We start from the raw sequence: 15,684 nt of genomic DNA on the forward strand, positions 1-15,684 counted from the left end.
CCTACCCGAGCAGTCCGGCGAGTTCCCTCGTCAGGGGCTCGCGCAGGCCGGGTGCGTCCACCCGCTCCACCCGGACGTCCGTGCAGTCCACCCAGGTCGCCGCCTCGACCAGGGCCTGGGCGACCGCCGGGACCGCCTTCGGGCCGTCCAGGGTCACCTGCCTGGCCACCAGTGTGCGGCCCTCGCGCGCCGGGTCCACCCGTCCGATCAGCCGGCCGCCCGCGAGCACCGGCATCGCGAAGTAGCCGTAGACCCGCTTCGGCCTGGGCACGTACGCCTCCAGGCGGTGGGTGAAGCCGAAGATCCGCTCCGTACGCGCCCGCTCCCAGATCAGTGAGTCGAACGGCGACAGCAGCGTGGTGCGGTGCCGGCCACGCGGCGGTGCCGCCAGCGCCGCCGGATCGGCCCAGGCCGGCTTTCCCCAGCCCTCGACCTCGACCGGCACCAGACCCGAGTCGGCGATCACCGCGTCGACCTGCTCGCCCTTGAGGCGGTGGTAGTCGGCTATGTCCGCGCGGGTGCCGACACCGAGGGACTCGCCGGCCAGCCGGACCAGGCGGCGCAGGCACTCGGTGTCGTCCAGCTCGTCGTGCAGCAGCGTGTCCGGGATCGCGCGCTCGGCGAGGTCGTACACCCGCTTCCAGCCCCGCCGCTCGACGCACACCACCTCGCCGTACATCAGCGCGCGCTCCACCGCGACCTTGGTGCCGGACCAGTCCCACCAGTCGCTCGTCTTCTTCGCGCCGCCCAGCTCCGTGGAGGTCAGCGGGCCCTCCGCGCGCAGCTGCTTGATGACCTGGTCGTAGACACCCTCGGGCAGCTCGTGGTTCCAGTGCGGGCGGTGGCGGTAGGCGCGGCGGCGGAAGGCGAAGTGCGGCCATTCCTCGATGGGCAGGATGCATGCCGCGTGCGACCAGTACTCGAAGGCGTGGGCGCCCTTCCAGTAGGCGGCCTCGACCGTCTTGCGGCCGACGGCGCCGAGCCGGGCGTACGGCACCAGTTCGTGGGAGCGGGCGAGGACCGAGATCGTGTCGAGCTGGACCGCGCCGAGATGACGCAGCACGCCGCGCACGCCGGCCCGCCGGTCGGGCGCGCCGAGGAAGCCCTGGGCCCGCAGGGCGATGCGGCGGGCGTCGTCCGCGGTGAGGGTGGTGGTCGGGCGCGGAAGGGTCGTCATGCCCGGGACGATAGAGGGTGCCACTGACAACCCGCGCTGAGCTGCGGTTTCGCTAGCCGCGCGCGGGCAGGTACGGCGCCGTGGACGGCAACCCCAGGTCCGAGGGAAGCAGGGAGCCGACCCAGCAGTCCCGGCGCACTCCCTTGTTGTTGATCGCGGAGCGCAGGGTGCCCTCGATGGTGAACCCCGCCCGTTCGGCCACCGCGCGGGAGGCGTGGTTGCCGACCTCGGCGCGCCATTCGACCCGGTCGACGCCGACCTCGGTGAAGATCCAGCGGCAGGCGGTGAGCGCGGCCTCGGTGACGTAACCGTGGCCGCGGTGCTCCTTGGCCGCCCAGAAGCCGACCTCCGCCACGCCGAGCGAACGCATGGTGAGACCGAGCATGCCGGCGAGCTCCCCGCCGGTGAGGAACACACCGAAGGTGAACATCGAGCCCTGCGCCCAGCCGTCGGGGACCAGCTCCTCGGTGAATCCGCTCGCGTGCTCGGCCAGATACGGCGAGGGCACCGTGGTCCAGCGCTGGATCTCGGGGTCCTGCGCGGCGTCGTACACCGCCTGGGTGTCCTGCGGGCCGACGGTGCGCAGGATCAGGCGGTCCGTGGTGAGTGTGACGGGTTCCATCGGCTGATTGTGCTCGGCGGTACCCGGCCGGGCCACGGATTTTCGCTATACGTGAGCGCGTGATCACAATTCGCGCAAATCCTCGCGCGGATGCGGCACTATGCGCATGCCCCGTCCGTTGTCCTGGATGAAGCAGCGACGAACAGCCGTCGGACCGCCAGGCCTCCCGGCCCAGCCGGGTCCTCGCATACGATGGCCGTTGCTCAGTACGTCAAATGGAAACCGACCGTCCCAGGCCCGACCGGCAAGGAGACAAACCCCCGTGTCCGTCCTCTCGAAGATCATGCGTGCAGGCGAAGGCAAGATCCTGCGCAAGCTGCACCGCATCGCGGACCAGGTCAACTCCATCGAAGAGGACTTCGTGAACCTCTCCGACGCCGAGCTGCGGGCCCTCACCGATGAGTACAAGCAGCGGTACGCCGACGGTGAGAGCCTGGACGACCTGCTCCCGGAGGCGTTCGCCACCGTCCGTGAGGCCGCCAAGCGCGTCCTCGGCCAGCGGCACTACGACGTGCAGCTGATGGGTGGCGCCGCGCTCCACCTCGGCTATGTCGCCGAGATGAAGACCGGTGAGGGCAAGACCCTCGTCGGCACCCTGCCCGCTTATCTCAACGCTCTGTCCGGCGACGGCGTCCACATCGTCACGGTCAACGACTACCTGGCCGAGCGCGACTCCGAGATGATGGGCCGCGTCCACAAGTTCCTGGGCCTGAGCGTCGGCTGCATCCTCGCCAGCATGACCCCGGCCCAGCGGCGCGAGCAGTACAACTGCGACATCACCTACGGCACGAACAACGAGTTCGGCTTCGACTACCTGCGCGACAACATGGCGTGGTCCAAGGACGAGCTCGTCCAGCGCGGACACAACTTCGCCATCGTCGACGAGGTCGACTCCATCCTCGTCGACGAGGCGCGTACGCCGCTGATCATCTCGGGCCCGGCCGACCAGGCCACCAAGTGGTACGGCGACTTCGCCAAGCTGGTCACGCGCCTGAAGAGGGGCGAGGCGGGCAACCCGCTCAAGGGCGTCGAGGAGACCGGCGACTACGACGTCGACGAGAAGAAGCGCACGGTCGCCATCCACGAGGCCGGCGTCAGCAAGGTCGAGGACTGGCTGGGCATCGACAACCTGTACGAGTCGGTGAACACCCCGCTCGTGGGCTACCTGAACAACGCCATCAAGGCCAAGGAGCTCTTCAAGCGCGACAAGGACTACGTCGTCCTCGACGGCGAGGTCATGATCGTCGACGAGCACACCGGCCGTATCCTCGCCGGCCGCCGTTACAACGAGGGCATGCACCAGGCGATCGAGGCGAAGGAAGGGGTGGACATCAAGGACGAGAACCAGACGCTCGCCACGATCACCCTGCAGAACTTCTTCCGCCTCTACGACAAGCTCTCCGGCATGACCGGTACGGCGATGACCGAGGCCGCCGAGTTCCACCAGATCTACAAGCTCGGCGTGGTCCCGATCCCGACCAACAAGCCGATGATCCGCAAGGACCAGTCGGACCTGATCTACCGCACCGAGGTCGCCAAGTTCGAGGCGGTCGTCGACGACATCGCCGAGAAGCACGAGAAGGGCCAGCCGATCCTCGTCGGCACCACGTCCGTCGAGAAGTCGGAGTACCTCTCCCAGCAGCTCAGCAAGCGCGGCATCCAGCACGAGGTGCTCAACGCCAAGCACCACGAGCGCGAGGCGCAGATCGTCGCTCAGGCCGGCCGCAAGGGTGCGGTGACCGTGGCCACCAACATGGCCGGCCGTGGTACGGACATCAAGCTCGGCGGCAACCCCGAGGACCTCGCCGAGGCGGAGCTGCGCCAGCGCGGCCTCGACCCCGAGGAGCACATCGAGGAGTGGGCCGCGGCCCTGCCGGCCGCGCTGGAGCGGGCCGAGGCGGCGGTCAAGGCCGAGAAGGAGGAGGTCGAGGCGCTCGGCGGTCTCTACGTCCTCGGCACCGAGCGGCACGAGTCCCGGCGCATCGACAACCAGCTGCGCGGTCGTTCCGGCCGTCAGGGCGACCCGGGCGAGTCCCGCTTCTACCTCTCCCTCGGCGACGACCTGATGCGCCTGTTCAAGGCCCAGATGGTCGAGCGCGTGATGTCCATGGCCAACGTGCCGGACGACGTGCCGATCGAGAACAAGATGGTCACGCGCGCGATCGCGTCCGCGCAGTCGCAGGTGGAGCAGCAGAACTTCGAGACCCGTAAGAACGTTCTGAAGTACGACGAGGTCCTCAACCGGCAGCGTGAGGTCATCTACGGCGAGCGCCGGCGCGTTCTGGAGGGCGAGGATCTGCACGAGCAGATCCAGCACTTCATGGACGACACGATCGACGCGTACGTCCAGGCGGAGACCTCCGAAGGCTTCCCCGAGGACTGGGACCTGGACCGGCTGTGGGGCGCCTTCAAGCAGCTCTACCCGGTGAAGGTCACCATCGAGGAGCTGGAGGACGCCGCCGGTGACCGGGCCGGTCTGACCGCGGAGTTCATCTCCGAGTCCATCAAGGAGGACATCCACGAGCAGTACGAGGCCCGGGAGGCGCAGCTCGGCTCCGAGATCATGCGTGAGCTGGAGCGCCGGGTCGTGCTGTCGGTGCTCGACCGCAAGTGGCGCGAGCACCTCTACGAGATGGACTACCTCCAGGAGGGCATCGGCCTGCGCGCGATGGCGCAGAAGGACCCGCTGGTCGAGTACCAGCGTGAGGGCTTCGACATGTTCACCGCGATGATGGACGGCATCAAGGAGGAGTCCGTCGGCTACCTGTTCAACCTGGAGGTCCAGGTCGAGCAGCAGGTCGAGGAGGTTCCGGTCGAGGCCGCGGAGCCGGTCGGCGAGGGTGTGCCGGAGACGGTGCCGGCGCAGGCCGGGGCGCGTCCGGAGATCCGCGCGAAGGGGCTGGACGTTCCGCAGCGCAGGGATCTGCACTTCTCAGCGCCGACCGTGGACGGTGAGGGCGGCATCGTGGAGCGCGACCTCGAGGACGACGAGCCGGTGCGGTCCGAGGCGGACGGGCTGACGCGGGCCGAGCGGCGGCGGCAGGCCAAGGGCGGGCGGCGCCGCAAGAAGTAGCGGTCGCCTGCGGCGCGTTGACCGTGAGAAGGGCCGGGCCTCCTTCGGGGGTCCGGCCCTTCGGCGTCGCTCCCTCAGGTGTCAAGGGGCGTTTGCTGGGGGCGGGGGCCCGTTTCCACCGCTGTGCAGCGCCAGCGGCGGTCCTGGCCGCGTTCCAGGCGGAAGGCCAGGGCGCGGAGTTGGTCGCCGGCCGCGACGCGGGCGAAGACCTCGAGGGCGCCCTCGCTGGGGACGTAGTAGCCGATGTCGTGGACGACGGGGCGGGCCCCGCGCGTGCGCAGGGGGCTGCGTTCGGCGAGGCGGGTCAGGTCGTCGTAGGCGCGGCCGGCGGTGTGGCGGAGCATCCAGTGAACGGGCCGCTGACCGCTCAGGACGGCCAGCAGACGGTCGGCGAAGACGTCGGTGGGGCGTACCGAGGGCAAGGTGGTCTCCGGCCTGGTGGGAGCCGTGATCTCCGGCATGGGCGGAGCCGTGGTCTCCGGTGTGGTGAGGGCCGTGCCGGCGTTTCGGGGTGCGGTCGGTGGCATGCCATGCCTGCCCCTGATCGACGGCTTCCGGGGCGGGGTGCCGCCCGGGCGGCGGGTGTCGTGGCGGGTCGGCGGGCGGTGGCGCGGGGTGCGGTTCGTCGTCGCCTTGGGCGTGGTGCGGCTCATGACCTTGTTCATGGGGGTCCCCGTTCGGCGGGCCCGGTGGATACCGGACGGTAACTCGCTGGTGGGGATCTTGTACGGGGGCGGGGAGTGGGGTGGCAAGGGAGGCGTGGGCCGGCCGGGCGGTGCGCAGATGTTCACCTATCCGAGTGAGGCGGGTGTCGCGGATCCCTGGTGTTCGGCGGGTCGCCCCGTGATCGCGTGATCCGGAGTCGACGGCTCCCGGGGCGTGGGCACAGACCCGAAAGGGGACGGGCGCACGTATCCTGAAGGCCCTCCGGGAGACGCCGGCAGCGCACCTTCCCGGGGCCTCAGCGGAGCCTTTGAGCAGGAAAGAGCGGCCAGCATGCGCGTCTACGTCCCCCTGACCCTCCCCGGTCTCGCCGAGGCGTACAAGACGGGTGAGCTGGGGAGCGGTCCCTTCGTCGGGTATGCCGTCACGCCCGCGCTGCGCGAGTGGTATCTCTCCGAGGACATCGAGGAACTGGAGTACGCGGCGCTCGGCCGGGCCGCGCTGGCCTCGCTGCGGCTCCTGGCCGCGGATCCGGGTGCGGTACGGCGCCGGGTCGTGGTCGCCGTGGACGTGGCCGACGGCGCCGCTGGCGTCGCCCCGGACCGTGGCCTGGACCCGGACGCCATCGGCGAGGTGACCGTGACGGTGACCGTGCCGCTCGCCAAGGCGGCCGCGGTGCACATCGACGCGGATGATGCGACGCAGGACGTGGCCGCGGCGGCGGACGCGCTGGAAGCGGCCGACGGCGGGGACGACGACGCGCAGTTCGTCGTGGACGGCGCGGACGATCATGAGCTGCTGTGGTACGCCACGCAGGAGATCCCCAACCTCGTCGGACTCGCCTGACCCGGTCCGACCTGCGCGGATACGTCGGCCGGCCGCGTTGTCAGTGGGGGCGGGTACGGTTTCTGGCATGGGGATGAACGGGAGCGCGCACATCGTCTGGGACTGGAACGGCACGTTGTTCCACGACAATGACGCGATCATCGGGGCGACGAACGCGGCCTTCGCCGAGCTGGGGCTCGCGCCGATCACGCTGGAGCAGTACCGGTCGCTGTACTGCGTGCCGGTGCCGAAGTTCTACGAGCGGCTGCTCGGCCGGCTGCCGACCGATGCCGAGTGGGAGCTGATGGACGAGGTCTTCCACCGGTACTACGCCGAGCACCGGGCACGGTGCCGTCTGACCGACGGGGCGGAGGAGCTGCTCATGGGGTGGCGGTCGGCGGGGCACAGCCAGTCGCTGCTCAGCATGTATGGGCACGACGAACTGGTGCCGCTCGTGCGGCGGTTCGGGATAGAGGCGCACTTTCTGCGGGTCGACGGGCGTACGGGGCCGTCCGGGGGGAGCAAGGCCGCGCACATGGTGCGGCATCTGAAGGCGCTGAGCGGGGTCGTGGAGCCTGCGCGGACCGTGGTGATCGGGGACGCGGCGGATGACGCGGTTGCCGCGCGGGGCGTGGGGGCGCGGGCGGTGCTGTACACCGGGGGGTCGCACAGCCGGGCCAGCCTCGAGGAAGTGGGGGTGCCGGTGGTGGACACGCTGGCCGAGGCGGTGGAGGAAGCGGAGCGAATAGCGGCGTAGCCGGGGGCGCCGGGTTCTTGGGGTCCGGTGCCGGTGCGGGTGCCCTGTGCTGCGGCGGGGCGGGGCTTGTGAGGTGCCCGCGGCACGGGTATCCGGTTCCAGTGGCTGCCCGCAGCGGCACAGGCACCGCTGAGACGCCCCCGGCCGCTGCTCAGCTCGCCGGCGCCTTCGAGCGCAGTACCTGGAGGAACTCGCGCATCCAGGCCGGGTGGTCGGGCCAGGCCCGGGAGGAGACCAGGGTGCCGTCGACCACGGCCTCGGTGTCCTGGAAGCTCGCTCCGGCCGCCTGCATGTCCGGCTCCAGCGCGGGGTACGCCGTGACCCGGCGGCCGCGCAGGCTGTCGATCGCCGCGGTGAGCAGCGGGCCGTGGCAGATCTGGGCGACCGGCCGGTCGGAGTCGAAGAACGCCTTGAGGATCTTGCGGAGTTCGGGATCGTTGCGCAGATACTCGGGGGCCCGGCCGCCGGGGATGACGAGGGCCGCGTACTCGCCGGGGTCCACGTCGGCGAAGGCCAGGTCGGCGGGCCAGGTGTAGCCGGGCTTCTCGGTGTAGGTGTCGTAGCCGGGTTCGAAGTCGTGGACCACGAAGCGGAGGGTCTTGCGGGAGGGGGCCGCGATATGGACCTCGTAGCCTTCCTCGCGCAGGCGCTGGTAGGGGTAGAGGACTTCCAGGGACTCCGCCGCGTCGCCGGTGACGATCAGGATCTTCGCGGGCATGTCGGCTCCTCCGGTACTCCGGTGCTGGGTGCTCCTGCACTCCTGGGCGGGACGCACTGTCCCTGGGCAACGTGCCAACACCGGGCGTGCTTGCCAAGGGGGGCCGTCGCGGTTCCGGCCCCCCTCGGGCGAGCGCCGGGGCCTCGCGCCGGGGCCTCACCTGGTGGCAGGGTGCCCTCTTCTCAGATTGCGGTCGGGGCCCCGCCGGCGCGACCGGACGCCCGCCGCCACAGGACGGGCGCCCGCCCCCCGCTCCGGCAGGCGCACGCACCCCGCACCGCCGCCCTCCCAAACGCCACGTACCCCCATCCGACCGAATACGTCACCACGCCCCGGCCCACCCCTGTGCAGAACGTCAAACTTCACCCCTCGGTTTTGTACACATACGGCTCATGACGGGCCCCCGGTAAGGAGCGATAGCCTTGTGGCGTGATCAGCGCGATATCCCGCGGGGGCGATCCTGCTCCTGCCCTGCGCCCGGGTTGCACGGAACACCTCCGTGACCGGGCGGCGGTCGCTGGTCTTCGCGGGCGGGACGGGGCCGTAGGAGCCTCCGGGACGCCGAGGACACCCCTGGACACGACGGCGCCGAGACCGGCGTCACACCCGACGGGCGTGTCGAGAATGGCCGAATTCCCCCCGCTCATCTCACCTCGCGGCATAGCGTCGACACGGACCGGACACCCCGGGCCGTGGCGTCGAGCCGGTGGGAAAGAGACCGTACTTCCTTCTACGTCACGCAACGGCGCGCGACAGGAGTCAGAGGACAATGCAGACCAAGCTGGACGAAGCCAAGGCCGAGCTGCTCGAGAGGGCTGCCCGGGTAGCTGAGAACAGCCCGGTCGGGGGGTATCTACCGACCGGGACCGAGGGCGAGGGCTCCCCGGGCACCCCGGACAGCGAGTCCGTGCTCGCGTTCCTCCAGCGCTACTACCTGCACACCGCCCCGGAAGACCTCACCGACCGCGACCCGGTCGACGTCTTCGGCGCCGCGGTCTCGCACTACCGTCTCGCCGAGATGCGCCCCCAGGGCACGGCGAACGTGCGGGTACACACCCCGACCGTCGAGGAGAACGGGTGGACCTGCAGCCACTCGGTCGTGGAGGTCGTCACCGACGACATGCCCTTCCTCGTCGACTCGGTCACCAACGAGCTGACCCGGCGCGGGCGCGGCATCCATGTCGTCGTCCACCCGCAGTTCGTGGTCCGCCGCGACCTGACCGGCAAGCTGATCGAGGTCCTGCCGACCCCGCCGAGCGGCGACCTGCCGCACGACGCGTACTTCGAGTCCTGGATCCACGTCGAGATCGACCGGGAGACCGACCGCGCCGACCTGAAGCAGATCACCGCCGATCTGCTGCGCGTGCTGTCCGACGTGCGCGAGGCCGTCGAGGACTGGGAGAAGATGCGGAGCACGGCGACCCGGATCGCCGACGAGCTGCCGAGCGAGCCCGCCCCGGGCGACCTGCCCTCGCCGGAGGTGGAGGAGGCCCGCGAGCTGCTGCGCTGGCTGGCCGACGACCACTTCACCTTCCTCGGCTACCGCGAGTACCAGCTGCGCGAGGACGACACGCTCGCCGCCGTGCCCGGCACCGGCCTGGGCATCCTGCGCTCCGACCCGCACCACGCCGAGGACGAGGAGCACCCGGTCAGCCCCTCCTTCGAGCGGCTGCCGGCGGACGCCCGCGCCAAGGCCCGCGAGCACAAGCTGCTCGTGCTGACCAAGGCCAACAGCCGGGCCACCGTGCACCGGCCGTCGTACCTGGACTACATCGGCGTCAAGAAGTTCGACGCGGACGGGAACGTGGTCGGGGAGCGGCGCTTCCTCGGTCTGTTCTCCTCGGCCGCCTACACCGAGTCCGTCCGCCGGGTGCCCGTCATCCGGCGCAAGGTGGACGAGGTCCTCGAGCGCGCCGGGTTCTCGCCGAACAGCCACGACGGCCGCGACCTGCTGCAGATCCTGGAGACCTACCCGCGCGACGAGCTGTTCCAGACACCCGTCGCCGAGCTGCAGTCCATCGTGACCAGCGTCCTGTATCTGCAGGAGCGGCGGCGCCTGAGGCTCTACCTGCGCCAGGACGAGTACGGCCGCTACTACTCGGCCCTCGTCTACCTCCCGCGCGACCGCTACACCACCGGTGTCCGGCTGCGGATCATCGACATCCTGAAGGAGGAGCTCGGCGGCGTCAGCGTTGACTTCACCGCCTGGAACACCGAGTCGATCCTCTCCCGGCTGCACTTCGTCGTCCGTGTCCCGCCGGGCACCGTGCTGCCCGAGCTGTCGGACGCCGACAAGGACCGGATCGAGGCCCGCCTGGTCGAGGCCGCCCGGTCCTGGGCCGACGCGTTCGCCGAGGCACTCACCGCCGAGTGCGGCGAGGAGCGCGCGGCCGAGGTGCTGCGCCGCTACAACCACGCCTTCCCCGAGGGTTACAAGGCCGACCACACCCCGCGCGCCGCGGTCGCCGACCTGGTCCACCTGGAGCAGCTCAGCGAGGACAAGACCTTCAGCCTGAGCCTGTACGAGCCGGTGGGCGCCGGGCCGGAGGAGCGCCGGTTCAAGATCTACCAGAAGGGCGGCACCGTCTCCCTCTCCAAGGTGCTGCCGGTGCTCAGCCGCCTCGGTGTCGAGGTCACCGACGAGCGGCCGTACGAGCTGCGCTGCGCGGACCGCACGACCGCCTGGATCTACGACTTCGGTCTGCGCATGCCCAAGGCGGTCAGCGGCGACCACCTCGCCGACGACGCCCGCGAGCGCTTCCAGGAGGCCTTCGCCGCCACCTGGACCGGCAAGGCGGAGAACGACGGTTTCAACGCGCTCGTGCTGAGCGCCGGGCTGACCTGGCGGCAGGCGATGGTGCTGCGCGCCTACGCCAAGTACCTGCGGCAGGCCGGTTCGACCTTCTCGCAGGACTACATGGAGGACACCCTCCGCAACAACGTCCACACCACCCGCCTGCTGGTCTCCCTGTTCGAGGCGCGGATGTCGCCGGACCGGCAGAAGGCCGGGCTGGAGATCACGGACGCCCTGCTGGAGGAGCTGGACGCGGCCCTGGACCAGGTGGCGAGCCTGGACGAGGACCGGATCCTCAGGTCCTTCCTCACCGTCATCAAGGCGACCCTGCGCACGAACTTCTTCCAGGAGGCGCACGGCGGCGAGCCGCACGACTACGTCTCCATGAAGTTCGACCCGCAGGCCATCCCGGACCTCCCGGCGCCGCGCCCGGCGTACGAGATCTGGGTGTACTCGCCGCGGGTCGAGGGCGTGCACCTGCGCTTCGGCAAGGTCGCGCGAGGCGGCCTGCGCTGGTCCGACCGGCGTGAGGACTTCCGCACCGAGATCCTCGGCCTGGTCAAGGCGCAGATGGTGAAGAACACCGTCATCGTGCCGGTCGGCGCCAAGGGCGGCTTCGTCGCCAAGCAGCTGCCGGACCCGAGCGTGGACCGGGACGCGTGGCTGGCCGAGGGCATCGCCAGCTACAAGATGTTCATCTCGGGCCTGCTCGACATCACCGACAACATGGTCGCCGGGGAGGTCGTGCCGCCGCAGGACGTGGTCCGGCACGACGGCGACGACACCTACCTGGTCGTCGCCGCCGACAAGGGCACCGCGACCTTCTCGGACATCGCCAACGGGGTCGCCGAGAAGTACAACTTCTGGCTCGGCGACGCCTTCGCCTCCGGCGGCTCGGCCGGTTACGACCACAAGGGCATGGGCATCACCGCGCGCGGTGCCTGGGAGTCCGTCAAGCGGCACTTCCGTGAGCTGGGCGTGGACACGCAGTCCGAGGACTTCACGGTCGTCGGCATCGGTGACATGTCCGGTGACGTGTTCGGCAACGGCATGCTGCTCTCGGAGCACATCCGCCTGGTCGCCGCCTTCGACCACCGGCACATCTTCATCGACCCGACGCCGGACGCGGCGACCTCGTACGCCGAGCGCCGCCGGCTGTTCGAGCTGCCCCGCTCCAGCTGGGCCGACTACAACACCGAGCTGCTGTCGGCGGGCGGCGGGATCTTCCCGCGCAGCGCCAAGGCGATCCCGGTCAACGCCCACATCCGCGAGGCCCTCGGCATCGAGGGCAAGGTCACCAAGATGACCCCGGCCGACCTGATGAAGGCGATCCTGGAGTCGCCGGTCGACCTGCTGTGGAACGGCGGCATCGGCACGTACGTGAAGTCGTCCGTCGAGTCGAACGCGGACGTCGGCGACAAGGCCAACGACGCCATCCGGGTCGACGGCAAGGACCTGCGGGTCAAGGTCGTCGGCGAGGGCGGCAACCTGGGCCTGACCCAGCTCGGCCGGATCGAGTTCGCCATGCACGGCGGCAAGATCAACACCGACGCGATCGACAACAGCGCGGGCGTGGACACCTCCGACCACGAGGTGAACATCAAGATCCTGCTGAACGGCCTGGTCGCGGACGGCGACATGACCGTCAAGCAGCGCAACAAGCTGCTCGCCGAGATGACCGACGAGGTCGGCGCGCTGGTCCTGCGCAACAACTACGCACAGAACACCGCGATCGCCAACGCCCTGTTCCAGGCCAAGGACATGCTCCACGCCCAGCAGCGGTTCATCCGCCACCTGGTGCGCGAGGGCCACCTGGACCGGGCGCTGGAGTTCCTGCCGACCGACCGCCAGATCCGCGAGCGCCTCGCCCAGGGGCAGGGGCTCACCGGCCCGGAGACCGCCGTCGTCCTGGCGTACACGAAGATCACGGTCGCCGAGGAGCTGCTGCACACCTCGCTGCCGGACGACCCGTACCTGCGCAGCCTGCTGCACGCCTACTTCCCGACGGCGCTGCGCGAGCGGTTCGCGGACGCGGTCGACAACCACCCGCTGCGCCGCGAGATCACCACGACCGTGCTGGTCAACGACACGGTCAACACGGGCGGTACGACGTATCTGCACCGCCTGCGCGAGGAGACCGGTGCCTCCCTGGAGGAGATCGTCCGCGCCCAGACCGCGGCCCGCGCGATCTTCTGCTCGGCACCGGTGTGGGACGCGGTGGAGGCCCTGGACAACAAGGTCGACGCCGCCGTCCAGACCCGGATCCGGCTGCACTCGCGGCGCCTCGTCGAGCGTGGCACGCGCTGGCTGCTCAACAACCGGCCGCAGCCGCTGCAGCTCGCCGAGACGGTCGAGTTCTTCGCCGAGCGGGTCGAGCGGGTCTGGCAGGAGCTGCCGAAGCTGCTCAAGGGCGCGGACCTGGAGTGGTACCAGCACGTGTACGACGAGCTGTCCGCGGCCGGTGTCCCGGACGAACTCGCCACGCGCGTGGCCGGTTTCTCCTCCGCCTTCCCGGCGCTCGACATCGTGTCGGTGGCGGACCGCATGGGCAAGGAGCCGCTGGACGTCGCCGAGGTCTACTACGACCTCGCCGACCGGCTCAGCATCACCCAGCTGATGGACCGCATCATCGAGCTGCCCCGCAACGACCGCTGGCAGTCCATGGCCCGCGCCTCCATCCGCGAGGACCTGTACGCGGCGCACGCGGGGCTCACCGCTGACGTCCTCGCGGCCGGAAACGGCACGTCCACGCCCGAGCAGCGGTTCGAGGCCTGGGAGCAGCGGAACGCGCCCATCCTGAGCCGGGCGCGCACCACTCTCGAGGAGATCCGCGGCTCGGAGACCTTCGACCTCGCCAACCTGTCGGTGGCGATGCGGACGATGCGGACGCTGCTGCGCACGCATTCGTAGCCGTACGACAGCGAGTGCGCAGCCGTACGACGGTGTGAGCGCCCCGGGCCGACGACGAACCGGCCCGGGGCGTTCCGTTTCTTGCCGAGGATTAGCCAAAAAAGTTCAACGATTTTACCGTTTCCTGCTAATCGATGGCCGTCGGATAGGGTCTGCGGTGTGACTGTTCAACTCACCGAGACCCGACCGGCACCAGCACCCGCGCCGGCTCCGGCTCCGGCCCGGCGGCCCGTCACGCGTGTCGTGCTGGAGGTCGTGAAATTCGGGATCGTCGGCGGCAGCGGCGTCCTCGTCAATTTCCTGATCTTCAACCTGCTGCTGCACGGCCTGGGTTGGCAGGCGATGACGGCGACCGTCCTGGCCAGCTGTATCGCCATGGTGACCAATTACGTGGGTTTCCGCTATTTCGCCTATCGAGACCGGTCCTCGCGCACCCGCAGCCAGATCATCCTGTTCTTCGTCTTCAGCGGCCTCGGTGTCGTGATGGAAATCGGCCTGTTCTGGGTCGGTTACCACGGTTTCGGCCTGCACAGCGTGCTGGCATCGAATGTGGCGAAGGCACTGTCGATCGTGCTCGCCTCCGCCTTCCGATTCCTCGTCTACCGCACTTGGGTGTTCCAGCAGGATGCACACCGCACCGTCTGACATCGAACCGGTGAGCCGCACACAGTCACCGCAGGGTGCCGCGCGGGCCGGCCGGGCGCTGCCGCAGGCCGCCGCCGCGCTCGTCGTGGTGCTGCTGCTCCTGGTGATCGTCCGCCTGCCCTGGGCGGGCGACCTCGGCATGCACGCCGCCACCGTCCAGCGTCTGAGCCACAACCTGTTCCATCCGGGCAACCCGCTGGTGGACGCGGACACGCCGAGCCCCTACTACTCGCCGTGGATGCTGGTCCTGGGCCTGGTCGCCAAGGTGACCGGCCTGTCGGTGTTCGTGGTGCTGCGCCTCGCGGCGCTGGCCGGCCTGTCCCTGCTGGTCACCGGGGTCTGGCGGTACGTCCGCACGCTCAGCGCCCACCGCGCCGCCCCCGCCCTGGCCCTCCTCAGCCTGCTCTTCCTCTGGGGCCCGCTGCTGTTCAACTGGTCCGGCTTCCTGGGCCTGAACTCCCTCGCGCTGACGGTGTCGTACCCCAGCGTCTTCGCGCTCGGCCTCACCTTCCACTTCTGGGCCTGGGTCACGCGCGCGACGCGGGAGGAGGCCGCGTGGGGAAGGTGGCTGTGGCTCGGGGTCCTGTGGGCGCTGGTCCTGCTGTGCCACCAGTTCACCGGCGTCGTGGCCTCACTGGGCGCGCTGGCGATGGTGATCGCGGCACGGCCGGCCCGCCCGGTGCTGCTGCGGCTGGCCGCCGCGCTCGCCCTGGGCATGCTCCTGCTGTGGCTGTGGCCGTACTACGACTTCTTCTCCCTCTTCTCCGCCGGCGCGGACCTGGAGGCCATCCACAAGCCGCTGTACGAGGACCTGGCCGCGCGGTTCGGCCTGGTGCTGCTCGGGGTGGCGGCGCTGGTGCTCCGTCTCCGCCGCGACCGCTGGGACCCGCTGGTGCTGTTCTTCCTGCTGGGCGTGCTGGTGTTCGCCGCGGGCGGGCTGTCCGGCCACTACTCCTGGGGCCGCGCCCTGCCGGCCGCGCTGATCCCGGCGCAGCTCGCGGCCGCGCTGGAGGTCGTCTCGGCCGGGCGGCGGGCGGTGCGGGCGGGCTGGGCGTGTGTGCTGGGCGCCGCGCTGGCCGTCGGGGCGTGGACGCAGGTGGGGACGCTCGGTTATGTGACGGGCCGTGCCGCACTGCCCTCCGCTGTCGCCGCGAAGTACCGGACGCCGTGGGTGGGGTACCACTGGATCACACCGTGGGTGAAGTACGGGGATGTGGTGATGGCTCGGACGACTCCGGCGCGGCAGATCCCCGCGTACGGGGCGTACACCGTGGCGCCGGGGTATCCGGATGTGTTCCTGAAGGACGCCGGGCGGCGGGAGGCGGCGGTTGAGCGGTACTTCGCCGCGGGCACCTCTTCTGCCGACCGGGCCGGGATCCTGCGGGAGTACGACGTGAAGTGGGTCGTGGGTCCGAAGAGCCTGGCGGGACCGGGTCTTCGGAAGGTGACCGTCGGCCCCGCGTCCCAGGTCCTGTACCGAGTGCTGCCCTGAGCCGCGGC

10 protein-coding genes are annotated in these 15,684 nt (G+C 70.3%); 6 read left to right on the plus strand and 4 right to left on the minus strand.

The window, feature by feature from the left end; all coding sequences use genetic code 11:
• Position 1: 1 nt before the first annotated feature.
• The gene (locus FB563_RS18630) at positions 2-1,177 is read right to left on the minus strand and encodes a winged helix-turn-helix domain-containing protein (RefSeq protein WP_055710077.1); all 1,176 of its coding nucleotides are present in this window, start codon (positions 1,175-1,177) and stop codon (positions 2-4) included.
• Positions 1,178-1,229: 52 nt separating this feature from the next.
• The gene (locus tag FB563_RS18635; protein WP_055710082.1) at positions 1,230-1,799 is read right to left on the minus strand and encodes a GNAT family N-acetyltransferase; all 570 of its coding nucleotides are present in this window, start codon (positions 1,797-1,799) and stop codon (positions 1,230-1,232) included.
• A 262-nt stretch (positions 1,800-2,061) separates the two neighbouring features.
• Between FB563_RS18635 and secA the strand changes: the two genes are divergently transcribed.
• Positions 2,062-4,872 carry a preprotein translocase subunit SecA gene (secA, locus tag FB563_RS18640; RefSeq protein ID WP_055710078.1) on the plus strand — a complete coding sequence of 937 codons (2,811 nt, stop codon included), beginning with the start codon at positions 2,062-2,064 and terminating at the stop codon, positions 4,870-4,872.
• Positions 4,873-4,946: 74 nt separating this feature from the next.
• Here the strand turns inward: secA and FB563_RS18645 are convergent, their stop codons facing one another.
• Positions 4,947-5,537: an Rv3235 family protein gene (locus FB563_RS18645; RefSeq protein ID WP_055710079.1), complete on the minus strand. Its 591-nt coding sequence runs from the start codon at positions 5,535-5,537 to the stop codon at positions 4,947-4,949.
• A 331-nt stretch (positions 5,538-5,868) separates the two neighbouring features.
• Here FB563_RS18645 and FB563_RS18650 point away from each other — a divergent pair, with 331 nt between their 5' ends.
• Both FB563_RS18650 and FB563_RS18655 read left to right on the plus strand, forming a co-directional pair.
• A complete protein-coding gene (locus tag FB563_RS18650; protein WP_055704230.1) occupies positions 5,869-6,381 on the plus strand; it encodes a DUF6912 family protein in 513 nt (170 codons plus the stop codon).
• 67 nt (positions 6,382-6,448) lie between these two features.
• Positions 6,449-7,117, plus strand: coding sequence for an HAD family hydrolase (locus tag FB563_RS18655; protein WP_055704229.1), 669 nt, complete (start codon positions 6,449-6,451; stop codon positions 7,115-7,117).
• Between the two features lie 151 nt (positions 7,118-7,268).
• On the opposite strand, the gene FB563_RS18660 is transcribed toward FB563_RS18655, so the two are convergent.
• Positions 7,269-7,835, minus strand: a complete 567-nt coding sequence (locus FB563_RS18660) for a DJ-1/PfpI family protein (RefSeq protein ID WP_055704228.1) — start codon at positions 7,833-7,835, stop codon at positions 7,269-7,271.
• A gap of 769 nt (positions 7,836-8,604) precedes the next feature.
• Between FB563_RS18660 and FB563_RS18665 the strand changes: the two genes are divergently transcribed.
• The 3 genes from FB563_RS18665 (at position 8,605) to FB563_RS18675 (ending at position 15,676) form a co-directional block, all read left to right on the plus strand.
• Entirely contained in the window at positions 8,605-13,539 is a 4,935-nt protein-coding gene (locus tag FB563_RS18665; RefSeq protein ID WP_055704227.1) for an NAD-glutamate dehydrogenase, read from the plus strand.
• 159 nt (positions 13,540-13,698) lie between these two features.
• Positions 13,699-14,184, plus strand: a complete 486-nt coding sequence (locus FB563_RS18670; RefSeq protein ID WP_055704226.1) for a GtrA family protein — start codon at positions 13,699-13,701, stop codon at positions 14,182-14,184.
• On the plus strand, positions 14,165-15,676 hold the full coding sequence (locus FB563_RS18675; protein WP_425281733.1) for a hypothetical protein: 1,512 nt from the start codon (positions 14,165-14,167) through the stop codon (positions 15,674-15,676). The genes FB563_RS18670 and FB563_RS18675 overlap by 20 nt, the downstream gene beginning before the upstream one ends.
• Positions 15,677-15,684: the final 8 nt, after the last annotated feature.

The organism is Streptomyces puniciscabiei (genome assembly GCF_006715785.1).
Taxonomy (GTDB): Bacteria; Actinomycetota; Actinomycetes; order Streptomycetales; family Streptomycetaceae; genus Streptomyces; species Streptomyces puniciscabiei.